Annotated in this window: 24 protein-coding genes; 11 read left to right on the forward strand and 13 right to left on the reverse strand. The window is 63.5% G+C overall.

The features are described 5' to 3' along the window. Positions 1-596 precede the first annotated feature (596 nt). The 4 genes from NKJ81_RS31180 to NKJ81_RS31195 all read right to left on the reverse strand — a co-directional run bounded on the left by NKJ81_RS31180 (position 597) and on the right by NKJ81_RS31195 (position 5,089). Positions 597-1,574 (reverse strand): GlxA family transcriptional regulator, encoded by a 978-nt coding sequence (locus tag NKJ81_RS31180; RefSeq protein WP_352458590.1) that lies wholly within the window; start codon positions 1,572-1,574, stop codon positions 597-599. A 326-nt stretch (positions 1,575-1,900) separates the two neighbouring features. Beyond that, positions 1,901-3,082 carry a cystathionine gamma-synthase gene (locus NKJ81_RS31185; protein WP_352458589.1) on the reverse strand — a complete coding sequence of 394 codons (1,182 nt, stop codon included), beginning with the start codon at positions 3,080-3,082 and terminating at the stop codon, positions 1,901-1,903. Beyond that, complete coding sequence (locus tag NKJ81_RS31190; protein WP_352542812.1) at positions 3,079-4,503, reverse strand: pyridoxal-phosphate dependent enzyme; 1,425 nt, start codon at positions 4,501-4,503, stop codon at positions 3,079-3,081. Before NKJ81_RS31190 ends, NKJ81_RS31185 begins: the two co-directional genes overlap by 4 nt. A gap of 187 nt (positions 4,504-4,690) precedes the next feature. After that, the gene (locus NKJ81_RS31195) at positions 4,691-5,089 is read right to left on the reverse strand and encodes a RidA family protein (protein WP_352458587.1); all 399 of its coding nucleotides are present in this window, start codon (positions 5,087-5,089) and stop codon (positions 4,691-4,693) included. A 155-nt stretch (positions 5,090-5,244) separates the two neighbouring features. On the opposite strand from NKJ81_RS31195, the gene NKJ81_RS31200 reads away from it, so the two are divergent. Together NKJ81_RS31200 and NKJ81_RS31205 are read left to right on the forward strand one after the other, a co-directional pair. Then, entirely contained in the window at positions 5,245-5,574 is a 330-nt protein-coding gene (locus NKJ81_RS31200) for a hypothetical protein (protein WP_352458586.1), read from the forward strand. Continuing rightward, the gene (locus NKJ81_RS31205) at positions 5,571-6,218 is read left to right on the forward strand and encodes a cysteine hydrolase family protein (protein ID WP_352542813.1); all 648 of its coding nucleotides are present in this window, start codon (positions 5,571-5,573) and stop codon (positions 6,216-6,218) included. The genes NKJ81_RS31200 and NKJ81_RS31205 overlap by 4 nt, the downstream gene beginning before the upstream one ends. Positions 6,219-6,332: 114 nt before the next feature. Here the strand turns inward: NKJ81_RS31205 and NKJ81_RS31210 are convergent, their stop codons facing one another. The 4 genes from NKJ81_RS31210 to NKJ81_RS31225 form a co-directional block, all read right to left on the reverse strand. Continuing rightward, on the reverse strand, positions 6,333-6,686 hold the full coding sequence (locus NKJ81_RS31210) for a winged helix-turn-helix transcriptional regulator (protein ID WP_352542814.1): 354 nt from the start codon (positions 6,684-6,686) through the stop codon (positions 6,333-6,335). Positions 6,687-7,017: 331 nt separating this feature from the next. Then, complete coding sequence (locus tag NKJ81_RS31215; protein WP_352542815.1) at positions 7,018-8,364, reverse strand: FAD/NAD(P)-binding protein; 1,347 nt, start codon at positions 8,362-8,364, stop codon at positions 7,018-7,020. Between the two features lie 49 nt (positions 8,365-8,413). Beyond that, positions 8,414-8,866, reverse strand: a complete 453-nt coding sequence (locus NKJ81_RS31220; RefSeq protein ID WP_023675902.1) for an RrF2 family transcriptional regulator — start codon at positions 8,864-8,866, stop codon at positions 8,414-8,416. Between the two features lie 147 nt (positions 8,867-9,013). Beyond that, positions 9,014-9,205, reverse strand: coding sequence for a hypothetical protein (locus NKJ81_RS31225; protein ID WP_352458582.1), 192 nt, complete (start codon positions 9,203-9,205; stop codon positions 9,014-9,016). 339 nt (positions 9,206-9,544) lie between these two features. Here NKJ81_RS31225 and tauA point away from each other — a divergent pair, with 339 nt between their 5' ends. The 4 genes from tauA (at position 9,545) to NKJ81_RS31245 (ending at position 12,507) form a co-directional block, all read left to right on the forward strand. Continuing rightward, complete coding sequence (gene tauA / locus NKJ81_RS31230) at positions 9,545-10,558, forward strand: taurine ABC transporter substrate-binding protein (protein WP_352542816.1); 1,014 nt, start codon at positions 9,545-9,547, stop codon at positions 10,556-10,558. Positions 10,559-10,665: 107 nt separating this feature from the next. After that, entirely contained in the window at positions 10,666-11,439 is a 774-nt protein-coding gene (locus NKJ81_RS31235; RefSeq protein WP_352542817.1) for a taurine ABC transporter ATP-binding protein, read from the forward strand. Next, complete coding sequence (locus NKJ81_RS31240) at positions 11,436-12,299, forward strand: ABC transporter permease subunit (RefSeq protein ID WP_352542818.1); 864 nt, start codon at positions 11,436-11,438, stop codon at positions 12,297-12,299. Before NKJ81_RS31235 ends, NKJ81_RS31240 begins: the two co-directional genes overlap by 4 nt. Before the next feature lie 19 nt (positions 12,300-12,318). After that, on the forward strand, positions 12,319-12,507 hold the full coding sequence (locus tag NKJ81_RS31245) for a hypothetical protein (RefSeq protein ID WP_352453651.1): 189 nt from the start codon (positions 12,319-12,321) through the stop codon (positions 12,505-12,507). Between the two features lie 59 nt (positions 12,508-12,566). Here NKJ81_RS31245 and NKJ81_RS31250 read toward each other — a convergent pair whose 3' ends face one another. Next, positions 12,567-12,752: a hypothetical protein gene (locus NKJ81_RS31250; protein WP_352473983.1), complete on the reverse strand. Its 186-nt coding sequence runs from the start codon at positions 12,750-12,752 to the stop codon at positions 12,567-12,569. Positions 12,753-13,057: 305 nt separating this feature from the next. On the opposite strand from NKJ81_RS31250, the gene NKJ81_RS31255 reads away from it, so the two are divergent. The 3 genes from NKJ81_RS31255 (at position 13,058) to NKJ81_RS31265 (ending at position 15,779) form a co-directional block, all read left to right on the forward strand. Further along, positions 13,058-13,417 (forward strand): septal ring lytic transglycosylase RlpA family protein, encoded by a 360-nt coding sequence (locus tag NKJ81_RS31255; protein ID WP_352473985.1) that lies wholly within the window; start codon positions 13,058-13,060, stop codon positions 13,415-13,417. A gap of 254 nt (positions 13,418-13,671) precedes the next feature. Further along, positions 13,672-14,949 (forward strand): polyhydroxyalkanoate depolymerase, encoded by a 1,278-nt coding sequence (locus NKJ81_RS31260; protein WP_352542819.1) that lies wholly within the window; start codon positions 13,672-13,674, stop codon positions 14,947-14,949. A gap of 212 nt (positions 14,950-15,161) precedes the next feature. Then, a complete protein-coding gene (locus tag NKJ81_RS31265; protein WP_352473987.1) occupies positions 15,162-15,779 on the forward strand; it encodes a transglutaminase-like cysteine peptidase in 618 nt (205 codons plus the stop codon). A 9-nt stretch (positions 15,780-15,788) separates the two neighbouring features. On the opposite strand, the gene NKJ81_RS31270 is transcribed toward NKJ81_RS31265, so the two are convergent. From NKJ81_RS31270 to NKJ81_RS31285, 4 genes are read right to left on the reverse strand one after another with little or no spacing between them, the layout of a single operon-like run. Then, positions 15,789-16,157, reverse strand: a complete 369-nt coding sequence (locus NKJ81_RS31270; RefSeq protein WP_352473989.1) for a helix-turn-helix domain-containing protein — start codon at positions 16,155-16,157, stop codon at positions 15,789-15,791. Between the two features lie 53 nt (positions 16,158-16,210). After that, entirely contained in the window at positions 16,211-16,747 is a 537-nt protein-coding gene (locus NKJ81_RS31275) for a Smr/MutS family protein (RefSeq protein WP_352473990.1), read from the reverse strand. Continuing rightward, positions 16,744-17,850: a murein transglycosylase A gene (gene mltA / locus NKJ81_RS31280; RefSeq protein ID WP_352542820.1), complete on the reverse strand. Its 1,107-nt coding sequence runs from the start codon at positions 17,848-17,850 to the stop codon at positions 16,744-16,746. The genes NKJ81_RS31275 and mltA overlap by 4 nt, the downstream gene beginning before the upstream one ends. 23 nt (positions 17,851-17,873) lie before the next feature. Next, the gene (locus tag NKJ81_RS31285; protein WP_352542821.1) at positions 17,874-18,581 is read right to left on the reverse strand and encodes a Tim44/TimA family putative adaptor protein; all 708 of its coding nucleotides are present in this window, start codon (positions 18,579-18,581) and stop codon (positions 17,874-17,876) included. A 199-nt stretch (positions 18,582-18,780) separates the two neighbouring features. Here NKJ81_RS31285 and NKJ81_RS31290 point away from each other — a divergent pair, with 199 nt between their 5' ends. Then, positions 18,781-19,272 carry an FxsA family protein gene (locus NKJ81_RS31290; RefSeq protein WP_352491248.1) on the forward strand — a complete coding sequence of 164 codons (492 nt, stop codon included), beginning with the start codon at positions 18,781-18,783 and terminating at the stop codon, positions 19,270-19,272. A 113-nt stretch (positions 19,273-19,385) separates the two neighbouring features. Next, positions 19,386-19,889 carry a protein-export chaperone SecB gene (gene secB, locus NKJ81_RS31295; RefSeq protein ID WP_352453643.1) on the forward strand — a complete coding sequence of 168 codons (504 nt, stop codon included), beginning with the start codon at positions 19,386-19,388 and terminating at the stop codon, positions 19,887-19,889. The last annotated feature ends 309 nt before the right edge of the window (positions 19,890-20,198 follow it).

A 20,198-nucleotide genomic window follows, 5' to 3' on the forward strand; every position in this document is an offset into this window, starting at 1 on the left:
TCTCGGCTTCAAGAACCTCCTGCACGACACTCTGCAATGCCTGGCGAAAGCCGTCCTCATCCGACAACAGCAACGCTTTCAACTCGCCTCTGCTCAGTCTAACTTCTCGATTGGTCATGGCACTTCCCCTTCCACGGGAATCGGTGATCGCAACGTCACCACCGTGCCATGGCCGCTCGCCCCTCAGAGCAAGCGCCGTTCTCTCTCCAAAACTTTTTGCAGAACCTTCAGCACACTATCTTTTTGCAGAACCTTCAGCACACTATCGGAGGGAACGCTGCCGCCCGCCCTTACTTCCCCTTTTGGCGCCGAAAGGCAGGCAATTTGCCGAGGTCAGCGCCAACGGAAGTCTCCCTCCCCCTTGTGGGGAGGGGTTAGGGTGGGGGTACGTCGTAGAGCGAAAGCCTCGGCTTTCCATCTGCGATAGCCCTGCCTCAAGGGGGGAGATCGGCTCGTCATCGCCGCTTTCGTGAATTTCCACCGTCGCAGGAGGAGCGGAGCATCGAAGCTGCCAATCTCCCCCCTCGTGGGGGAGATGTCCGGCAGGACAGAGGGGGGCGCTGTCCCGGGCGCTGTCCCGCCAACATCCGAAATACCTAATGCCTCCGCATCACCTTCGGCGCATGGCCATGCTCCTCCCGAAACGCCCGCGCAAAACTCGACATCGAGGCGAAGCCGCAGGCCAGCGCCACGTCGCGCACCATCAGCGTCGAATGCGCCAGGAGGTCGGCGGCACGCTTCAGCCGCAGGCGGCGGTAATAGCCGTTGGGCGAGATACTGAGTTCGGAGCGGAAATTGCGTTCGAGCTTATCGGAGGAGATACCAAGTCGCCCCGCCAGTTCCGCCATGCCGAGCCGCTCCTCCACCGCATCCTCCATGATGGCGATGGCCGACAGCACCAGTTCGTTCTGCACGCCGGTCCGCAGCCTGAGCGGCATCAGCTTGCGGTCGACGCTGGAGCGTAGCGGGCTGTGCACAAACCATTCGGCGACGCCGGCGGCCAGTTCGGCGCCATAATCGCCGGTGATGATCTCCAGCATCATGTCGAGGCTGCCGACGCCACCGGCCGAAGTGAAGCGCTTGCGGTCGATGACATAGAGATCGCGCCTCAGCTCGATGTCCGGAAACGCTTCGGTGAAGGCAGCCTGGCTGGTCCAGTGCAAGGTGCAGGCATGACCGTCGAGCAGGCCGGCCCGAGCCAGGAAGAAGGCGGCATCCGCCACCGCGCCGATATGGGCACCGCCGCGCAGGCTTTTGCGGATCCAGCTCACGGCATCCTCGGCGACGAGATGATCGGCATCGCCGCCTGAGCAGACGACGATGCGATCGACCTTCGGCGCGTCATGGGCGGAAAAGCCGGGCTGAATGACGACGCCGTTCGAGGCCTCGACGGGGCCTTCGGCGGCGCCGACGATGATCCAGCGGTACCAGTCCCGCTTGGCCAGCACGTTCGCCGCGCGCAGCGGCTCGATCACCGAGCTGAACGCCATCATCGGAAAGCCTGGGAAGACCAGGATGGCGAAGGTGAGCGGGGTATCGCTTGCCGTCGGTTGGTTGCGTTGTCGGTTGTTCATAGCTTCCGGAGCCAGGCAGCAAGGTGGATCAGGAAGCTACAATTCTGCCAGATGGCGCCAAGGTCAACGGAATAGAATGTAAGACACATGGATATGGATGCAGAATAAGCGCCGCTCGTTCGCGATCCTTCACGCCCCCTCTGTCCTGCCGGACATCTCCCCCACAAGCGGGGAGACGGCAGCTTCGCCGTCCCGTCCGTGTTTCAGCGTTGGAGGTTGGCGAAAGCGCAAGATGACGGCCAAATTCCCCCCTCGTGGCCGAGATGCCCGGTAGGGCAGAGGGGGGCACTGTCCTGCCGACGTCTCGCAGGTTCTTGTTGGCGGGCTCAGCTCGCCAGCGCCTGATCCAGATCCGCGATCAGATCGTCGCCATCCTCGATCCCGGCCGACAGCCTTACCAGCGAATCCGAAATCCCGATCTCGGCGCGTTTTTTCGCCGGGATCGAGCCGTGCGTCATCAGCGCCGGGTGCTCGATCAGGCTTTCGACGCCGCCGAGGCTTTCGGCCAGCGTGAACAGTTGCGTATGTTCGAGGAAGCGTTTGGTGCCGGCGAGGTCGCGGTCGAGCTCGACCGTGATCATGCCGCCGAAGGCGTGCATCTGCCGCCTGGCGATGGCGTGCTGCGGGTGGCTGGGCAGGCCGGGATAGATGACACGGCGGATGTCGGGACGGCTTTCCAGCCAGTGCGCGATCTTCTGGCCGTTCGACGAATGACGCTCCATCCTCAGCGCCAGCGTCTTCAGTCCGCGCAGCGCCAGGAAACTGTCGAACGGCCCGGAAATGGCGCCGATGGCGTTCTGCAGAAATTTCAGCCGGTCAGCGAGATCCTTGTTGTCGCCGACCACGGCGACGCCGCCGACCATGTCGGAATGGCCGTTGAGGTATTTTGTCGTCGAATGGACCACGATGTCGATGCCGAGCTCCAGCGGCCGCTGCAGATAGGGGCTGCAGAAAGTGTTGTCGGCGACTGAGAGCACGCCTTTGCGCCTGGCAAGTGCTGCGACGCCTTCGAGGTCGACGACACGCAGCAGCGGGTTGGTCGGCGTCTCGACCCAGAGCATTTTGGTTTCCGGGCGGATCGCCGCCTCGACCGCGGCAAGATCGGTGAAGTCAACGAAGTCGACCTGGAGGTTGGCGGAGCGCTTGCGCACCCGCTCGAGCAGCCGAAACGTGCCGCCATAGATGTCGTCGGTGGCGACGATGTGGGCGCCGGAATCGAGCAGTTCGAAAATAGTGGCGATCGCTGCCAGCCCCGAAGCGAAGGCGAAGGCGGCTGTGCCGCTTTCGAGATCGGCCACAGCGCGTTCGAAGGCGAAGCGGGTCGGGTTCTGGCTGCGGGCATATTCAAAGCCCTTGTGCACGCCCGGGCTCTGCTGACCGTAGGTCGAAGTGGCATAGATCGGTACCATCACCGCGCCCGTCGTCGGGTCGTGGCTCTGGCCGCCATGGATGGTGCGCGTCGAAAAGGCGAGGCGGTTTTTGCCCGATACGGTGGCTTTGACGGTCATCGGGCGCGCCTCAGATGGTTGATCAGGTCGATGCGTGTTATCAGCCCGATGAATTCGTCGCCGTCGAAGACGATGGCGACCTCGTTGCGATCAAACACCGGCAGCAACGCGTCCAGCGTCTGGCTGGCTTGCAGCGTGTGCAGGGTAGAGGTCATGGCCGTACTGACCGGAGCCTTGAAGCGGTCCCAGCGGCTGTCATAGGGGCCTTCGACCTTGGCGAGGATATCGCTTTCGTCGATGATGCCGACGAGCTTGCCCTCGTCCAGCACCGGCAGCTGCGAGACGTCCGAGCGGCGCATACGGCCATAGGCGTTGAGCAGGCTTTCGTCCGGACCGACATACACGGTGTCACCGGTGCGGTGCGAACGCATCACCAGATCGCGCAAATCACCATGCTGCTCCTGCTCGGCAAGGCCCTGCTCGGCCAGCCAGAAGTCGTCGAACACTTTCGACAGGTACTTGTTGCCGCTGTCGCAGACGAAGGTGACGACGCGCTTCGGCACGGTCTGCTCGCGGCAATAGCGGAGCGCTGCCGAAAGCAACGTGCCGGACGACGAGCCGGCGAGGATGCCTTCCTTCGAAAGCAGGTCGCGCACCGCCAGCATGCTCTGCTTGTCGGGGATGGAATAGGCCTTCCTGACCAGCGACAGATCGGCATTGGGCGGGACGAAATCCTCGCCGATGCCTTCGACGGTCCAGCTCCCGGCCTCTATCATCTTGCCGGTCTTGATCAACGGCGCCAGCACCGAGCCGACCGGATCGGCCAAAATCATCTCGGTCTTTGGCGAGACTTTCGCAAAGTAGCGGCCGAGCCCGGTCAGCGTGCCGCCGGACCCGACGCCGACGACAACCGCATCGACGTCGCCTTCGAGCTGTTGGAAGATTTCCGGTCCGGTCGTGGTTTCATGAGCCAGCGGATTGGCCGGGTTGGCAAACTGGTTGGCATAGAAGGCGCCGGGCAGCTCGGCGGCGATCTTTTCGGCCATGTCCTGATAATATTCGGCATGACCCTTGCCGACATCGGAACGCGTCATCCGCACCTCCGCGCCGAGCGCCCGCAAATGCTGGATCTTTTCGCGCGACATCTTGTCAGGGACGACCAGGATAATGCGGTAGCCCTTGGGGATGCCGACCTGCGCGAGACCAAGACCGGTATTGCCGGCGGTCGCCTCCACAATCGTCCCGCCGCGCTTCAGTTTGCCCTGTTTTTCGGCGGCGGCAATCATCGACAGCGCGATGCGGTCCTTGATCGAGCCGCCGGGATTCTGGCTTTCGAGCTTGATGAACAGCCGGCACTTGCCGATGTCGAATTTGGTCAGCTCGACGACCGGCGTCTGCCCGATCAGGTCGAGAACCGAGGCATAAGGCGGGCGCAGGCGGGACGATGCATCGTCCGATGCCACGATCTTGTGCTTGCTCATGTCAGATGCTCCGTTGCCAGAATGAGCAACCGCCCTGGAAGACGGCAACCTACCGTCTTTTCCAGCCGTTTGCAGTTGGAAAGAAGATAGATCGTGCCAATCCGGCCGCCAGCAGGGGAATGGAATTTCGCGAAAACTTCGTCGGCCTGCAGGCAGGGGCAAAAGATTTGCAGAACCCGCTTAGGGTTCAGGCGATCGCGGCCTGGGCTTCGATCTCGATCAGAAAATCCGGATTGCCGAGGCCGGCGACGCGCAGCACCTTGATGATCGGCGGCGCGCCACGGTTTGCCCAGAACGCCATCCAGGCGCCGAAGGCCGGCCCTATGTCCAGGTCGCCGGCGATATAGACCGAGAGGCTGACGAGGTCTTCAGGCTTTGCCCCACCGGCTTCCAGCACCTTTGCCAGGTTGGAAAGCGCCTGAGCGGTCTGTGCAGCGAGATCGTCCCTGGCGACGGTCCGGCCTTGCGCGTCGACGCCATTCTGGCCGCCGACCAGCACGATGCGCGCGGATGCCGGCAGCGACACGCCGTGCGAATAGGCCGGATTGCTGTGCATGCCCTCGGGGTTCAGCCTTTCGATGGTCACCGCGCTTTTCTCCTCTTCAGCAAAAATTATCCCGCGGCCGCCCATAGGATCAACGGCAATTGTGCGAGCGTTTCAACGCACCATCTCGTTCGTTGCGGCCGCCGATTCCGCCATGCTACCCGGCGCTGGGCGAACAGCAATGCAAGGAACGGCCGATGAAGATTCTTGCCTATGACAATTTCAAGCCCGGCGTCACGCTCGACGATTTGCGGCCTTATCTGCGCGACGAAGTGTCGAATGTCTGGCGGCTCTGGAAGGCGGGGATCGTGCGGGAGAATTATGCGCGCGCCGATATTGGCGGCGTCATCATCGTCTTCGAGCTCGACAGCGTCGCGGAAGCGCGGCGCTACACCGAGGACTTCCCGCTGTCCAAGGCCGGGCTGCTAGAATGGCACTTCATCGCCTTCGACGCGCCATTGCCGCTGGAATTCCTGTTCGATCCGACGGTCGATATCGCCAAGCCATGGGACCGGACTGCGGCATGATCCGGTCGAGCGACGGGATCGAAATCCCGGCCAGCCTGGCTGAGTGGTGCGATCCGCGCCGCACGGCGCTGGTGGTCTACGACATGCAGGTCGGCATCTGCCGGCAGGTGGCCGGCGCCGCCACCCTCGTCGAGCGCACCGGCACGGTGCTAGAAGCGGCGCGCGGGGCCGGAATGCGGGTGGCGTTCACGCGCCACCTGTCGCTGCCGCGCAAATGGATGGGCGCGACGCAGCTGCGCACCGCCATGGCCTGGCAGCGGCGCGACAGCCCCGACACGGTCGAGCCGTGGTTCCTGCGCGACGCCGAAGCGACGCGGATCGTGCCCGAGCTGGACCCCCGCGCGGACGAGGCGGTATTCGACAAGCTCACGATGTCGGCGTTCGATTCCACCGCGCTCGGCTTTGCCTTGCGCGACTGCGGCGTGCGCACGATAGCGCTCGCTGGCATCGCCATGGAGATCGGCATCGAGCCGACCGTTCGCCAGGCGACCGACAATGGCTTTGTCGCCGTGGTAATCGAGGATGCCTGTGGCTTCGGCAACCGCGAAGCGCGCGACCGCTCGATGGCAACGCTACGCTTCCTCGGCGAAGCCGTCGTCACCGACGTCGCAAGCTTCTGCAGCGCGCTTGCCGGCGCGGGTTGAGGGCAATCGGCTTGCCGCGCGACCCACCGTTTCACGGCAACGCCGAACCGCTCCATCGCTTTGTCTTCACACATTACGGACGGAAAACCGCTCCGCGCTTTTCCCGGAATTGATCTAGATGGTGGCTGCGCTGTCGGTGCGAAAACGCACGCCCTCGGCGCGGCCGTGCACGCTGCCCCAGTCGTAGAGCGCCTGGAGCGCGGCGGCGAGATCTTCACCGCGCCTGGTCAAGGCGTAGCGCCCCTTGCCGTCGGGCGACGTCTGGAGCCTGACGAAGCCGATCTCGACAAGCTCGGCCAGGCGCTGCGTCAGCATCTTGTCCGAGAGTGAGGGAATCAGCCGGCGCAGGTCGGAATAGCGCATCGGCTGTTCCTTGATGCGCGCCAGGATCACCGTCTTCCATTTGCCCCCGAGCGCGTCGAGCGCGAACTCGACCGGACAGCCGTAGAGTCTTCCGCGTTGGGTCATGCGCCATGGTAGGCAAGGCACGGTGACGACGAAAGCAGAATTTGCCCGGCCATCTGGCCAGGGTCGCGGCTCATGGCCTCGCCGACTACAAAATCCATGGAGGAGAACGAAGACGAGCGTGCGCGACATCAATCCGGTCGATGCGAGACGGCCGAAACGTGTGGCGTCATCGCCTGGCAGTCTCGACCACCACGGGCTGGCTGGTCGGCTTCTGGTGGAGCGAGCTCCCGCACCCCTGGTTCGCCTTCACCGAACGCGGCTATGCGGTCGAGATCTTTTCACCCGGCGACAGCGGTCTTGCATCCGAGATCGCGTCAAGACAGAGGCGCCCTCATCCGAGCAAGCGCTTGCTCAGCCGCGCGCACTGCACGCGAATATCGGGAATGGCGTCGATTTCGAAGAAGGTGCCGCGCGTCAGTGGACCGACGGCGAGGATATTGGCGAATACCGTGCCGTCGCCGGCGATGACCTCGCAGTTCGCGGTCACGTCGAGGCCGAGGCGCAGCGGATCCGGCCGTGCCAGTCCACGCTCGACCAGCGACCGCACCACGCTGTTCGAGGTGGTCGAGATGTCCCTGGCGATGCCTGTGCAATCATAGATGCGGGTGACGTCGAACCTTTCGAGCTGCTGCGTGTGGCGCGACTGGACCTGTACGCTGAAGCCGTCGCCGGCGGCGATCTCGACGACGCGGCCGGCGACAAGGCGGATGCGGCCCGCTTGCACCGCCTCGGCAACGCGGGCGTAGACTTCCGGCGCCATGCGATGGCGGTGGATGTCCCACCAGGCCTTGGTGTGCTCGACGAAGCGGCGCTTGGCCGAGGACGGCCAGTTCTGCCAGATCTTCTGGTTGAAGGGTCTCAGACCGTCGACGACGTCGCGCCAGTCGATGCCGGCCTTCTGGTTTTCCCGGATCAGGTCGCGGAACCAGCCGACGAAATAGGAAAGCTGGGTGCCGAGCGGAATGTCGGCAACGTCGAGCTTGATCGGATTGCCCTTGCGATGCGGCGAAGGCAGCAGGCCGCGCCGCGACACCGCGACGATCGCGCCGCGGTGGCCGCGCTGCTCGAGCGACAGGAAGGCATCGACCATGCTCAAGCCGGTGCCCAGCACCAGGACTCGGGCTTCGGGGTCGAGCGCAGTGTCCGCCTCGGATCCCATCCTGATCGCATGCCCCTGCCCCGCCCCCGGCTCTTCGTCGTGGCCGGTGGCGAGCACGGCAAGATGCGCAACCACGCTGGTGCCGTTGGCCAGCGCCACTTCGACGCCTGACGCGGTCGGCGAGATCGACAGGCTCTCCTCGCGGATCAAGCGCAGCCGGCCCGTCTGCTGCTCACGCGCCTCGAGCTCGTCGAGCAACTCCTTGAGATAGCGGGCGTAGACGCTGCGCGGCGCATAGACCGGCGCCTGTTCCGGCGTTGCCAGGCCGCGTTCAAGCAGCCAGCGCGAGAAATTGCCGGGATCGTCGGCATAGGCGCTCATGCCCGACGCGCTGACATTCAGCACATGCGCCGACAGCAGCGTTGAATAGGCCATGCCTTGCCCAAAATGCGGGCGTTTTTCGATCAGGCTGACACGTAGATCGGGATTGGGCGACTTCAGCAGATGAGCGGCAAGCACGACACCGCTGGCGCCGCCGCCGACAATGATGATCGAACTTGGCGTAGCGCGCCCGGTCATGCGCACACCAGCTGTCCTGGCGATCGTCGCCGGCTCAGGAGAGATTGGTTCAGGCCTGGATTTTCAACGCCGCCGAAAAATCCTCGTCGCCGGCGATGTCGCGCATTTCCGCGAGGCTGCGCTGATCCAGCACCTCGGCGATGGCCTGCCGAACCTCCAGCATCAGGTGTCGGACTTGGCATGTCGCCTCGTTGCAGTCTTCGCAGCGCTGATACTGGGTGCGGCTGGCGCAAGGAATGGGGGCAAGCGGCCCGTCGAGCACGCGCACGACGTGGCCGACCTTGATCTCGTCCGCTGGGCGTGCCAGCCGGTAGCCGCCTTCCTTGCCCTTGCGGCTCTGAACGAAACCGGCATTGCGCAATTCGCCAAGGATGGCATCGAGGAACTTCTTCGGAATATTGTTTCCTGTGGCGATGTCGTTGACGAAGGCGAGCTGTCCAACCGGCAGGCGCGCCAGATGGACGAGCGCCTTGAGGCCGTATTTACCTTTTTTCGTGAGCATAACCCGCACGTTTCTCTGTCATGCGATGGCGCAAGGCCACCGGTTGCGAAACGCCTGGCGTGCCTCCCCGCCGCGTCCAAGCTGTCACTACAGATAAATTCTAGTGACATGATATACAAGCCGAGAAACGTTGATTTTGCTTCGTTTTCACGCCGCAATGGCCATTTTGGCCGGGGCTTGTGCTCTTGCGAGCACAGGAGCCACCGCGAATGACACACCGGCAAACTGGCCGGCGGCAGGAATGTCCCGATCGGCGAGAATACCAACAGCAGCTTCTGCCCCTGAATTTGAAGGCCAAAGCATGCCGCGCGCGGCAACAAGGAGGGTGGCGTCGCTCATCGTCCTCTCCAATCCTTCAATGTCGATAAGGATACTAGACTTAACCGCGAACACAGGGAACTTGTTTCCAATTTCTTGGCTATCCACAGTATGGATTTGCCGATGCAGGGGCGAAAACGGGAAAATCCTTGTTGCGCGCAAGGACGACGTGGAAGAGGTTCCCGGGCAAGGACGATGGTTCTCACCCGAGCCGTCACCCAGAAGCGCGCGAACTGCCATAGCCAGATGACTTTTTCTAACAAGACCGCACCGATTGGAAGGATTTAACTCTACAAGAACGATAGAGTTAGATGACTATGAAACGCAATCCGGGTTTTCCTCGTTTCCAAGGAGCGTTTCATGTCCACCATTTCGCGACGTATCGTTCTCTTGTCCTCGGCGGCCTTGGCTGGCGCCGCCTTTCTCGGCCCAGCCGATGCGCAGGACCTCAAGATCACTATCGGCTACCAGACGGTCGTCGAGCCCTCGAAGGTGCCGCAGGCCGACGGCGCCTATGAGAGCGCGACCAAGGCGGCAATCGACTGGCGGAAATTCGATTCCGGCGCCGACGTGATCGCCGCCATCGCTTCCGGTTCGGTCGACATCGGCTATGTCGGCTCGAGCCCGCTGGCGGCGGCGGCGAGCCGCGAGCTACCAATCCAGACAATCTTCATTGTCGGGCTGATCGGCGAATCCGAGGCCCTTGTCGCCCGCAACGGCGCCGGCATCGAGAAGGCCGCCGACCTTGCCGGCAGGAAGGTGGCGGTGCCCTTCGTTTCGACGACGCATTACAGCCTGCTTGCCGCGCTGAAGCATGAGGGTGTCGACCCGAAGTCGGTCGATATTCTCAATTTGCGGCCACCGGAGATCGCGGCGGCATGGGCGCGCGGCGACATCGACGCCGCCTATGTCTGGGATCCGGCACTCGGCCAGATCAAGACTTCGGGCAAGGTCGTGCTGGATTCCTCGCAGGTCGCCGCCTGGGGCGCGCCGACCTTCGACGCCTGGATCGTGCGCACCGATTTCGCCGAAAGGAACCCGGAAGCGGTGCGCGACTTCGTCAAGGTGACGGGCGCGGCCTATGCCGAGTTCCTGGCCAAGCCGGACGCCTGGTCGGTGACGTCGCCGCAAGCGGCGAAGATCGCCACGATCACCGGGGCCAAGCTGGAGGACGTGCCGCAACTATTGAGGGGCTATGTCTTCCCGACGCTCGAGGAGCAAGCCTCGGACAAGTTCCTCGGTGGCGGCACGGTCAAAGCGGTCGAGGCGACATCGGCCTTCCTCAAGGAGCAGGGCAAGATCGACGCCGTGCTGCCGGATTATTCGGAATACGTGTCGTCGAAATATGTCAGCGAAGCGCTTGCCTCGAACTGACGCCAACGCGCGCGGTTCTCCTTCCCTGACGCCGCGTGCTCCCTGCCCCGAACCGCTTGCGAGGAGCGGCTTCGGGGCAGACAGATCGGAATATCGGCGAGGTTCCCATGACGCATCTCGTGCTCGACAAGGTCTCGGTCCACTATGACGGTCAGCCGGCGCCGGCGGTCGAAAATGTGTCGATCGATGTCGCCAAGGATGACTTCGTTGTCCTGGTCGGCCGCTCCGGCTGCGGCAAGACCTCGTTGCTCAACGTCGCTGCGGGCCTGGTCGAGCCTGTGCGCGGACGCGCCACGATTGGCGGCCGGCCGATCACGGCGCCAGGCTCTGACCGCGCCGTCGTGTTCCAGAACGACGCGCTGTTTCCGTGGCTGACCGCGCGGGAAAATGTCGCCTTTGCGCTCAGGCTGCGCGGTGTCAGGGCCGCGGAACGGGCGCGGACTGCCGACGACCTTCTGGCGCTGGTGAAACTCGACGGCGCCGGCGACAAGCGCATCTGGGAGCTTTCCGGCGGCATGCGCCAGCGGGTCGGCCTGGCCCGGGCGCTGGCGGCCGAGCCGCAATTCCTGCTGCTCGACGAGCCGCTGGGCGCGCTCGATGCGCTGACACGCGAACGCATGCAGACAACGCTGCTCGATCTGTGGACGGCGAGCCAGGTCGGCGTGCTGATGGTCACGCACGGCATCGAGGAAGCCCTGGTGCTGGCAACCCGTATCATTGTGCTCGCTCCCGGCCCTGGCCGGGTGGTGTGGAGCTTCGAGACCGGCTTCAGCCGGCGCTATGCAGCCGGCGAGGCCATTCGCAGCATCAAGGCCGATCCCGCCTTCGCCGCAGCGCGCGGCGAGCTGACCGACGCGATCTTCGAAGGGGAGGCAGCATGACCGTTACCTCCTATACCGAGCGGCCGCAGCGCAAGGTCGACGACGGAGCCGACGCGCTGTCGGTGCCATGGTCGCGGCCGCGGCCGGGACGCAGCCGCGTTTCGGCCCGCGTGGTTAGCGCGATCACCATTCTGATGATGCTGGCGGCGTGGACGGCATCGGCCCGCCTGCAATTGGTGTCGCCGGTTTTCCTGCCGTCGCCTGTGGCAGTCTGGAACAAATTTGTCGTCGTCGCCCGTGACGGCTTTGTCGACGCAACGCTGCTCCAGCATATCGCCGCCAGCCTGTGGCGGGTGTTTGCGGCGCTAGTCGCGGCCGTTTTCGTCGGCGTTCCCATCGGGCTGGCTATCGGCATCAGCACGATCGGGCGCGGCATCTTCGATCCGCTGCTCGAATTCCTGCGGCCGATCCCGCCGCTCGCCTATCTGCCGCTGATCATTATCTGGTTCGGCATTGGCGAGCCGTCCAAGATCCTGGTGATTGCCATTGCCATGCTGGCGCCGGTTGCGCTGTCGACGGCATCGGGTGTTCGCGGCGTCTCGCAGGAGCGCATCAATGCAGCGCGCTCGCTTGGCGCCACGCAGCGCCAGGTGATCAGGCACGTCATCCTGCCCAGCGCGCTGCCCTCGATCCTGACCGGGCTGCGCATCGCGCTCGGCGCCGGCTGGTCGACGCTGGTCGCCGCCGAGCTGGTGGCCGCGACGCGCGGGCTTGGATTCATGATCCAGTCCGCTGCCCAGTTCCTCGTCACCGACGTGGTGGTGATGGGCATACTGGTGATCGCTGCCATTGCCTTCGTGCTCGAATTCATCATCCGCAGGATCGAGCGGGTTCTCGTCCCGTGGGCGGGGCGGGAGTAACCGGACCGGAGACGTGACGATGCCCCATTCCACCGCTGTACTGTTTGCGCATTTCGGCCATTGGCTCCGCCTGATCAAGGCCGGAGACAAACAGCCGCCTGACGGCGAACGCAAAACGCCGACGCCGGTCCAGCTGGATGCCGAGCGCAACCGCCTGCCGCCGCGCGACGAAAGTTTCTACTGGGGCTGGCAGTACTGGTCGCGGTGAGCGGCCGCCACGGGTCCGCTGTGTGCTGCTCCGGCGGGCGCCTGAGCATGGACGCCTGCTCAACCGCGCGAACGGTTTGCCCAGGCCAGACCGACCAGGCCGACCAGCGCGGTCACGATGCCGGCATAGAGCCATTGCGACTGGCCGGTCATGAAGCTGCCCTGGACCCAACCGATGCCTTGCAATGACCACAGCACGCCGATGGCGAGCACAATCAAGGCCAGCAGATTTTTGATCAATCTCATCGCTAGAACTCCCTTCCAAGTCGATCATCAGCCGCATTCCGGCCGAAATGGAACAGCTAAAAGAAGCAGCCCAATCACGCCAACTTCTACTTGGATGCTAACCTCTGATCCTGCGCAAGACATGCGGAGATCGGTGAAAAGATCATCAAGGAAGCTGTGCCGCGCTGCGGGAAATCTCTGACAAATTGTTTCGCGTCGACTCCAAACGTGTAACATTGCCATGGAACCGACAGATCATTGCCGCATTTGCTGCCTCATTCGTCCCTAACCGCTGCGGGTCTGTCAACGGAGCCAGTCCCCAACACATGAACAAAAGCAACCAGACCGCGCTTGTCGCGGCCACGATCGCGGCTGGCCTGATGGTCGGCGCATCCACTGCCAGCGCCGCCGCTCAGTGCGGCCGTGCGTCCTGGTACTCACTGCATTCCAGAACCGCTTCCGGCGAACGCATGAACCCGTCGGCGCTGACCGCCGCGCATCGCAGCCTGCCGTTCGGCACCAAGCTGAAGGTGACCAATCGCAACAATGGCCGCAGTGTCGTCGTGCGCATCAACGACCGCGGCCCGTTCATCAAGGGGCGGATGCTCGATCTGTCGAAGGGCGCCGCCAGTCAGCTTGGCTTCATCAGCTCGGGTCACACCGCTGTCTGCATGGCACGGGTCTAACGGCCGCCACGGCCGGACACCGCCTCCGACGCTCGTCCCAATAGCCGTGCTGCCTGCCTGGCCTTCGCAGGTGCACATTGAGCCGGCTGTTGCCGTTCCAGGCGGATTCTCAACGCCTTGGACGAAAGAACGAGCCTAAATCAGGCAAGTTGACGTATTGCATCGCAGCAGATTGTTGCTAACTTCCCCGCAAGGCATTCAAGGCTCGGCGCTGCTCGTCGGCCCTTCGATCGCAGTCGGCAGCGGGGTTCTCGATGTTCTACCAGCTCTACGAACTGAACCACGCCGCCTTGCAGCCGGCGCGCCTCTATGCCGATGCGGTGCGCCTGTTCTACTCCAATCCGCTCAACCCGGTCTCACACACGTCCTGGGGTCGCTCGGTTGCGGCAACGGCCGAACTGTTCGAGCGCACGACGCGCCGCTACGGCAAGCCGCAATTCGGCCTGACCAAGACCGTGGTCGACTGGAAAACCGTCGAGGTCAGCGAACATACCGTCTGGTCGCGGCCGTTCTGCAACCTGGTCCGTTTCGAGCGGGCGGTTCCTGCTGGGCGCCGACCGGATCCGAAACTGTTGATCGTCGCGCCGATGTCTGGCCACTACGCGACGCTGCTGCGCGGCACGGTTGAGGCGATGCTGCCCTATGCCGACGTGCATATCACCGACTGGGTCGACGCCCGCATGGTGCCGCTGGCCGACGGCAGCTTCGATCTTGACAACTATATCGACTACATCGTCGACATGCTGCGTGCGCTGGGTCCCGACACCCATGTGATGGCGGTGTGCCAGCCTTCGGTGCCGGTGCTGGCGGCGGCGGCACTGATGGAAGCCAAGGGTGATCCGTTCGTGCCCTCGACGATGACGCTGATGGGCGGGCCGATCGACACGCGCCGCAATCCGACGGCGGTCAATCTGCTGGCGCAAGAAAAGGGCATCGACTGGTTCCGCGACAACGTCATCATGCGCGCGCCCTGGCCGGTGCCGGGCTTCGGCCGCGAGGTCTATCCTGGCTTCCTGCAGCTTTCGGGGTTCATGAGCATGAACCTCGACCGCCACATCATCGCCCACAAGGACTTTTTCATGCATCTGGTGAAGCATGACGGCGACAATGCCGAGAAGCACCGCGAGTTCTACGATGAATATCTGGCCGTGATGGATCTGACGGCGGAATTCTACCTGCAGACCGTCGACACCGTGTTTGTCCGCCAGGCCTTGCCCAAGGGCACGATGACGCATCGCGGCGTGGCGGTCGACCCTTCGGCGATCCGCAATGTCGCCCTGTTCACGGTCGAGGGCGAGAACGACGACATCTCCGGCCTCGGCCAGACCAAGGCTGCGCACGACCTGTGCATCAACATCCCGGCCGACAGGCACGCCCATTACATGCAGCCGGCGGTCGGCCATTATGGTGTGTTCAACGGCTCGCGCTTCCGCTCCGAAATCGTGCCGCGCATCGTCGACTTCATTACCAGCTACGGCCGTCAGAACCGTGTTGCGGTCAAGCCCAAGCTGGTCAGGACCGGCAAGAAATAGGCGACCAGTGATGATGCCTGTCAATCCGCATCAGGTCGGTCAATGCCAAAATCATCGGTTGGCGGGGCCGTGCGGCCGGTCGACCTGTTGCACAATAGTCGCGTTGGCGCCACGCGGGTAACCATGCCGCAAAAATCAATCCATCCTCATAATTGACACGGACTGTAAATACCCCTTAACGTTTCGTTAACAACAAGGGACAAGCGGGGACAATGATTTCCTCACCAATGGCGAGAACGCTGCGCCTGTGTGCGCTGGCCGGACTTACTGTGGCGGCAGGTTGGGCCGGTTCGGCCTCGGCAGCCAGCCCGATGATAACAGGTGGCCCGACCTCGCAGCCGATCGGCCATTATGATTTCTGCAAGAGCTACGCGTCCGAATGTTCGATCCGCCCGAAGGATCTGTCGCCCGCCAGCCTGACCGGCTCGCTGTGGCGCAAGCTGCTCAGCGTCACGACAAGGGTCAACGCCGCCGTCAAGCCGGAGAGCGACTTCGACATCTACGGCAAGGACGAGGTCTGGGCCTATCCCGACAAGGGCGTCGGCGATTGCGAGGACTATGTCCTGGAAAAGCGCCGTGAGCTGAACCGGCTGGGCGTCTCGTTTTCCGATCTGCTGATGACCGTCGTGCGCAAGCCGGATGGCGAAGGCCACGCCGTGCTGACGGTGCGCACCGACAAGGGCGACTACATCCTCGACAATCTGACCGACCAGGTCCGTTCCTGGGACCAGACCGGCTATCGTTTCCTCAAGCGGCAGGCGATCGACAATACCGGCCGCTGGGTGTCGATCCGCGGCGGCCAGCAGGTGCTGGTCGGCTCTGTCCAGTAACAAGGCAGCTCATTTCGGTCGTGCCAGTGCGGCGCGGAGCGACGCAATGATGCGGCGAAGTTCGGCTTCGTCGAGCTTTTCGATGTTGTCGGCCAGGAGGTTGGCAAGCTCGGTCGCCGCCGGGCTAAGGCCCGACGTGTCGAGCTTGACACGCGGATGCGAGGTTTCGGCCAGCCGCGCCAGTTCCTCGGCGTCGTCCCAGATGATGTTGAAATAGCCGATGATCTTCTGGATCAGCGTCCAGCTCGGCGCACCGCGGCGGCCGTGTTCCAGCGCCGAGAGATAGGCTGCGCTGACGCCGATCGCCTTGGCCATGTCCTTCTGGCTGACGCCGCGCTCGTTTCGCAGCACGCGAAGCTTTTCGCCGAATGGGGTCACAAGCGCACCTTCATGGGTGCATCCTCATAGGTGCGTCCCTCATCGGCGTTTCCTCATGAGCGCGCCCGCCGCAAGCGGATATAGAGCGCACCCGAGCCGCCATGTTTGCGGGCGGCATGGTCGTGGCTGGAGACGAGGGGCCGGAAGGCGGGTGTCGACAGCCATGACGGCACGGCGCGCCGCAAGACGCCATCGCCGCCCGACGAAGAGCCCTTGCCGGTGATCACGAGGACGTAGCGGATGCCGCCGGCATGCGCCCGGTGCAGAAAGGAAAACAGCAGCGAATAGGCTTCGTCCTGCGTCAGGCCATGCAGGTCGACGCGGCCCTCGATCGGCAGCCGGCCCTTCGACAGCTTGTCCAGCGTCGGTTCATCGAGTGCGTGGGAGACATGCTGCGCCTTCGGCTTTGCGGCCGTGGCAGCATTGCCCGCGACCTGTGCCGGCGGCGGCGCCTGCCTGGTCTCGTCGATCTCCGGCCCGACGTGCGGAATTTCGACGGCGGTTCTGCCCTTCAGCGGTTTTGCCGTGTGCGCCACCAGGTTCCACAGCACCCGGTCGTCCTCGCTCAGCCTATCGATGCGCCGGGTCATCGGCCTGCTCCTGAAACCAGCGGCCGGGGGACCAGCGCATAAAAATCTGCGGCGTTGCGGATAACGCCGGCGATCTCGCCGGCAGCATCGCCCGACCCGGCAAACAGATCGCCGCGGGCCGGCCCGGTGATCGCCGAGCCGGTGTCCTGCGCGATCATCAGCCGCCGGAACGGTTTTCCGTCGAAAGCGGTCAGCGACGGCGCATCGATATGGAAGGGCGTGCCGAACGTGTGCAGCAGCCGGTCGACGGCGATCGAGCGGCCGGGTGTCAGCGCCACCTTGGCGGCAGCGATCGGGCCGAGCTCTGGGTCGTCGACGCCCATCTCGCGGAAGAAGATGTAGGAGCGGTTGCGCCAAAGGATCTCGTCGACGCGTTCCGGATGCGCCTTGAACCAGGCACGGATCGACTGCATCGTCACTTTCTCCCGCGGGATCTCGCCTTCCTCGCTCAAGATCTTGCCCGGTCCGGTAAAGCGCTGGCCGGATTTGGCGACATAGGTGATGCGGCGAAGCCTGCCGTCGGTCATCTTGAGGCGTGCCGCGCCCTGCACGTGAATGAAGAAGGCGTCGACCTTGTCGGCGAGCCAGGCGATTTCCAGCCTTTTTCCGGCAAGCGCGCCGCGTTCGATCTCGCCGCGGTCGAAATATTCGACCGGGCCGTTCGGCGCCGCACGAGCAAAGGCGAGATAAGGATCCAAGGCTGAAGGACGATTGCCGTCGTCGATGTCGACTAGGTCGGCCGGGCGCGCCAGCAACGGCACCGAAAACCGTTGCGTGCGTACCGGCGAGGCTTCGACCTCCGGCTCATAAAAGCCGGTGACCAGGCCGGGACCACCATCTTCGGCATCGATACGGGCCGGAACGAAATGGCGCTCGAAAAAGCTTCGAGCCTGCGACCGATTCGCCGGCGAAACGGTGCGCGCTTCGGCATAGGCGTCGACAAAGCCATTGTAGTCGACGCCGAGCGCGCCGGAGCGGTAGGGTTTGCTCAGGATATGAAAGGCCGAGCGGCGAAAGGCGTCAAAGGCAGCAAGATGGTCGTCCTCACCCCAGCCCGGCAATTCGCCAAAGGATTTTTCGCTGAAGGCTCGAGAAAGCGACACGACAGCCTCCGCCGCCGTCCAGTTCAGTCTTCTTCTTCGGTGGCGACGAGCTTCCAGTTCGGATCGCGCGAGCGCGCGTCACGAGCGAAGGTCCAGACATCCTTGACCTCGGCGACGGTTTCGGGATCGCCGTCGATGACGGCGCCGGCCTTGTCGCGGGTCGCCGAAATCAGTTCGCTGACAATGCGCAGCGTGATGTGGGCCTCGCTGCCCTTCATCTCGGCCGAAACGATGTCGGCCTTGTCGATGCCGACGAAGGAGGACTGGATCTTTTCGGCTTTCGCCTCACGGTCGCCGATGGCCGCGACGAAGCCGTCATAGACCTCGCGCGACAAAAGGTTCTTCAGCGTTTTGCGGTCGCCATCGGCGTAGGCCATGACGCAAATCTCGTAGGACATCTTGGCGCCGGCGCCGCAGGTCTTCCGGTAGAAGGTCTGCGCATAGTCCTTGATAGCCAGCAGGCCCCGGTTGAGATCGGTGTCCGGCTTGGCAAAGGCATCGATCGCCACATAGGCATCGGCCGCCGGCTCTCCCGCCAGGCGCTTGCGCGGCAGCGAGACCACGTTCTCGGGTTTCTGGGCGGCATCCTTGTCGTTTTTGCGCGCTGCCGTATATGGATCGAAGGGTGGGCGCTCGTTGCCCGTGCGTCGGCCAAGCACGTTGCGCAGCTGGAAGAAGATCACCACCGCCGCAATCAGAAAGAAAATCGTGCCGAAGTCGAAGAAGCCCATATCTTGCGCCAATCAATCCCTGCTTTGGCCGGACCAGCGGCCAAGCAAGGGCCGCGATCACATAGCGTTCAGTATCCAAAGCATATAGAACGCATGGCGCAATCATTCAAATCAAAGGCAGCCATACCTATCTAACAGCTCTGGTGCCAGCGGCGATTGCTCGCCGGCCGGCAAAACATCGAAAACGATCGGTCAAGATTTGCGTATCTCGCTGCTTCCCCTGTTCATTCTCGCGCTTCCACTGCTGGAGATAGCCGGTTTCGTTATTGTCGGCCGCCAGGTCGGCGCGCTGGCGACAGTCGGCTTGGTGATGGCCTCGAGTGTCGCCGGCGCCCTGCTGCTGCGGCACCAGGGTTTTGGCGTCATGGCCAGGGTCCGTGCCGAAATGGATGCCGGGCGTGATCCGAGCGGCCAGCTTGCGCATGGCGCCATGATCGTGCTGGCAGCGATCCTTTTGATCATCCCCGGCTTCATCTCGGATATTTTCGGCCTTCTGCTGTTCCTGCCGCCGGTGCGCGATCTTGCCTGGCGGATGCTGAAAGGCCGCATCGTGCTGGCAACCGATTTCAGCAGTGGTTTGCGGGCAAGGCAACGCGGCAAGACCATCGATCTCGACGACGGCGACTATTCGCGGGCCGACGACCATACGCGCGGACCGGGTTCTCCCTGGCGCCGCCTCAAGGACGAGTAGCTGCAAGGCAACCGGCGTCTTTTGCAAACTTGTCTTGTCGGGCCGGCCATGATAGCGAACGCCCGAATTTCAATCCGGTCAGCAACGCTGCCCAGGCAAAAGGACCACAGCTTATGGCCAGCAACGACGACGCGCCGACCGGCGCAGCCAACGGTAATGGAAATGCGGCGCAGCCTTCGCTCAACGTGCTTGCGCAATATGTGAAGGACCTGTCCTTCGAAAGCCCCGGCGCACCGAACTCGTTGCGCGGCCGCGACAAGGCTCCGGGCATCGCCATCAATGTCAACGTCAACGCCAACCCGCTTTCGGACAAGCAGTTCGACGTCAATTTGACGCTGAACGCAAAAGCGTCGTTCGACCAGGAAGTGCTGTTCAACGTCGAGCTGGTCTATGGCGGCGTCTTCTCCATCAGCGGCTTCCCGCAGGAGCACATGCTGCCGATCCTGTTCATCGAATGCCCGCGGCTGCTGTTCCCGTTCGCCCGGCAGATCATCGCCGAGGCAACACGCAACGGCGGCTTCCCGCCGCTGATGCTAGACCCGATCGATTTCGCGCAGATGTTCCAGCAGAAGCTGGCCGAGGACCAGGCTGCCGCCGCCAAGGTCAAGGTGAGCTGAGGCTGGTTGGCTCGCAGCGTTTGAAAAACCCGGCGCGAAGCCGGGTTTTTTGTTTGAGACGCCGGCGGGGCAGTACCCCCCTCTGGCCTGCCGGCCATCTCCCCCTCAAGGGGGGAGATCGGACTTCACGTCAGCCTTCGCCAATCCTTCATCGCCGCAGGAATGAGCGAGACGCTGGGTCTGCCAAGTTGTGTGCGTCAAGTTCTGCAAAATGGCGTGGCATTGCGGTGACGTCGGCGTGTCCGCCGCGCAGCCCCCGTGTTTAGCGGAGCGGCGGACACATGACGGTGCTCAGGCGGCCAAGGCCCT

The organism is Mesorhizobium sp. M0018 (assembly GCF_040323955.1).
Taxonomy (GTDB): Bacteria; Pseudomonadota; Alphaproteobacteria; order Rhizobiales; family Rhizobiaceae; genus Mesorhizobium.

Excerpts from the sequence above, each read along its gene's own strand:
- NKJ81_RS31190 (WP_352542812.1), bottom strand. The coding sequence starts at position 4,503 with ATGAGCAAGCACAAGATCGTGGCATCGGACGATGCATCGTCCCGCCTG.
- NKJ81_RS31240 (WP_352542818.1), top strand. The coding sequence starts at position 11,436 with ATGACCGTTACCTCCTATACCGAGCGGCCGCAGCGCAAGGTCGACGAC.
- NKJ81_RS31250 (WP_352473983.1), bottom strand. The coding sequence starts at position 12,752 with ATGAGATTGATCAAAAATCTGCTGGCCTTGATTGTGCTCGCCATCGGC.
- NKJ81_RS31285 (WP_352542821.1), bottom strand. The coding sequence starts at position 18,581 with ATGGGCTTCTTCGACTTCGGCACGATTTTCTTTCTGATTGCGGCGGTG.
- NKJ81_RS31275 (WP_352473990.1), bottom strand. The coding sequence starts at position 16,747 with ATGACCCGGCGCATCGATAGGCTGAGCGAGGACGACCGGGTGCTGTGG.
- NKJ81_RS31235 (WP_352542817.1), top strand. The coding sequence starts at position 10,666 with ATGACGCATCTCGTGCTCGACAAGGTCTCGGTCCACTATGACGGTCAG.
- NKJ81_RS31255 (WP_352473985.1), top strand. The coding sequence starts at position 13,058 with ATGAACAAAAGCAACCAGACCGCGCTTGTCGCGGCCACGATCGCGGCT.
- NKJ81_RS31210 (WP_352542814.1), bottom strand. The coding sequence starts at position 6,686 with ATGACCCAACGCGGAAGACTCTACGGCTGTCCGGTCGAGTTCGCGCTC.
- NKJ81_RS31260 (WP_352542819.1), top strand. The coding sequence starts at position 13,672 with ATGTTCTACCAGCTCTACGAACTGAACCACGCCGCCTTGCAGCCGGCG.
- NKJ81_RS31215 (WP_352542815.1), bottom strand. The coding sequence starts at position 8,364 with ATGACCGGGCGCGCTACGCCAAGTTCGATCATCATTGTCGGCGGCGGC.
- secB (WP_352453643.1), top strand. The coding sequence starts at position 19,386 with ATGGCCAGCAACGACGACGCGCCGACCGGCGCAGCCAACGGTAATGGA.
- NKJ81_RS31180 (WP_352458590.1), bottom strand. The coding sequence starts at position 1,574 with ATGAACAACCGACAACGCAACCAACCGACGGCAAGCGATACCCCGCTC.
- tauA (WP_352542816.1), top strand. The coding sequence starts at position 9,545 with ATGTCCACCATTTCGCGACGTATCGTTCTCTTGTCCTCGGCGGCCTTG.
- NKJ81_RS31225 (WP_352458582.1), bottom strand. The coding sequence starts at position 9,205 with ATGAGCGACGCCACCCTCCTTGTTGCCGCGCGCGGCATGCTTTGGCCT.
- NKJ81_RS31265 (WP_352473987.1), top strand. The coding sequence starts at position 15,162 with ATGATTTCCTCACCAATGGCGAGAACGCTGCGCCTGTGTGCGCTGGCC.
- NKJ81_RS31200 (WP_352458586.1), top strand. The coding sequence starts at position 5,245 with ATGAAGATTCTTGCCTATGACAATTTCAAGCCCGGCGTCACGCTCGAC.
- NKJ81_RS31245 (WP_352453651.1), top strand. The coding sequence starts at position 12,319 with ATGCCCCATTCCACCGCTGTACTGTTTGCGCATTTCGGCCATTGGCTC.
- NKJ81_RS31185 (WP_352458589.1), bottom strand. The coding sequence starts at position 3,082 with ATGACCGTCAAAGCCACCGTATCGGGCAAAAACCGCCTCGCCTTTTCG.
- NKJ81_RS31205 (WP_352542813.1), top strand. The coding sequence starts at position 5,571 with ATGATCCGGTCGAGCGACGGGATCGAAATCCCGGCCAGCCTGGCTGAG.
- NKJ81_RS31220 (WP_023675902.1), bottom strand. The coding sequence starts at position 8,866 with ATGCTCACGAAAAAAGGTAAATACGGCCTCAAGGCGCTCGTCCATCTG.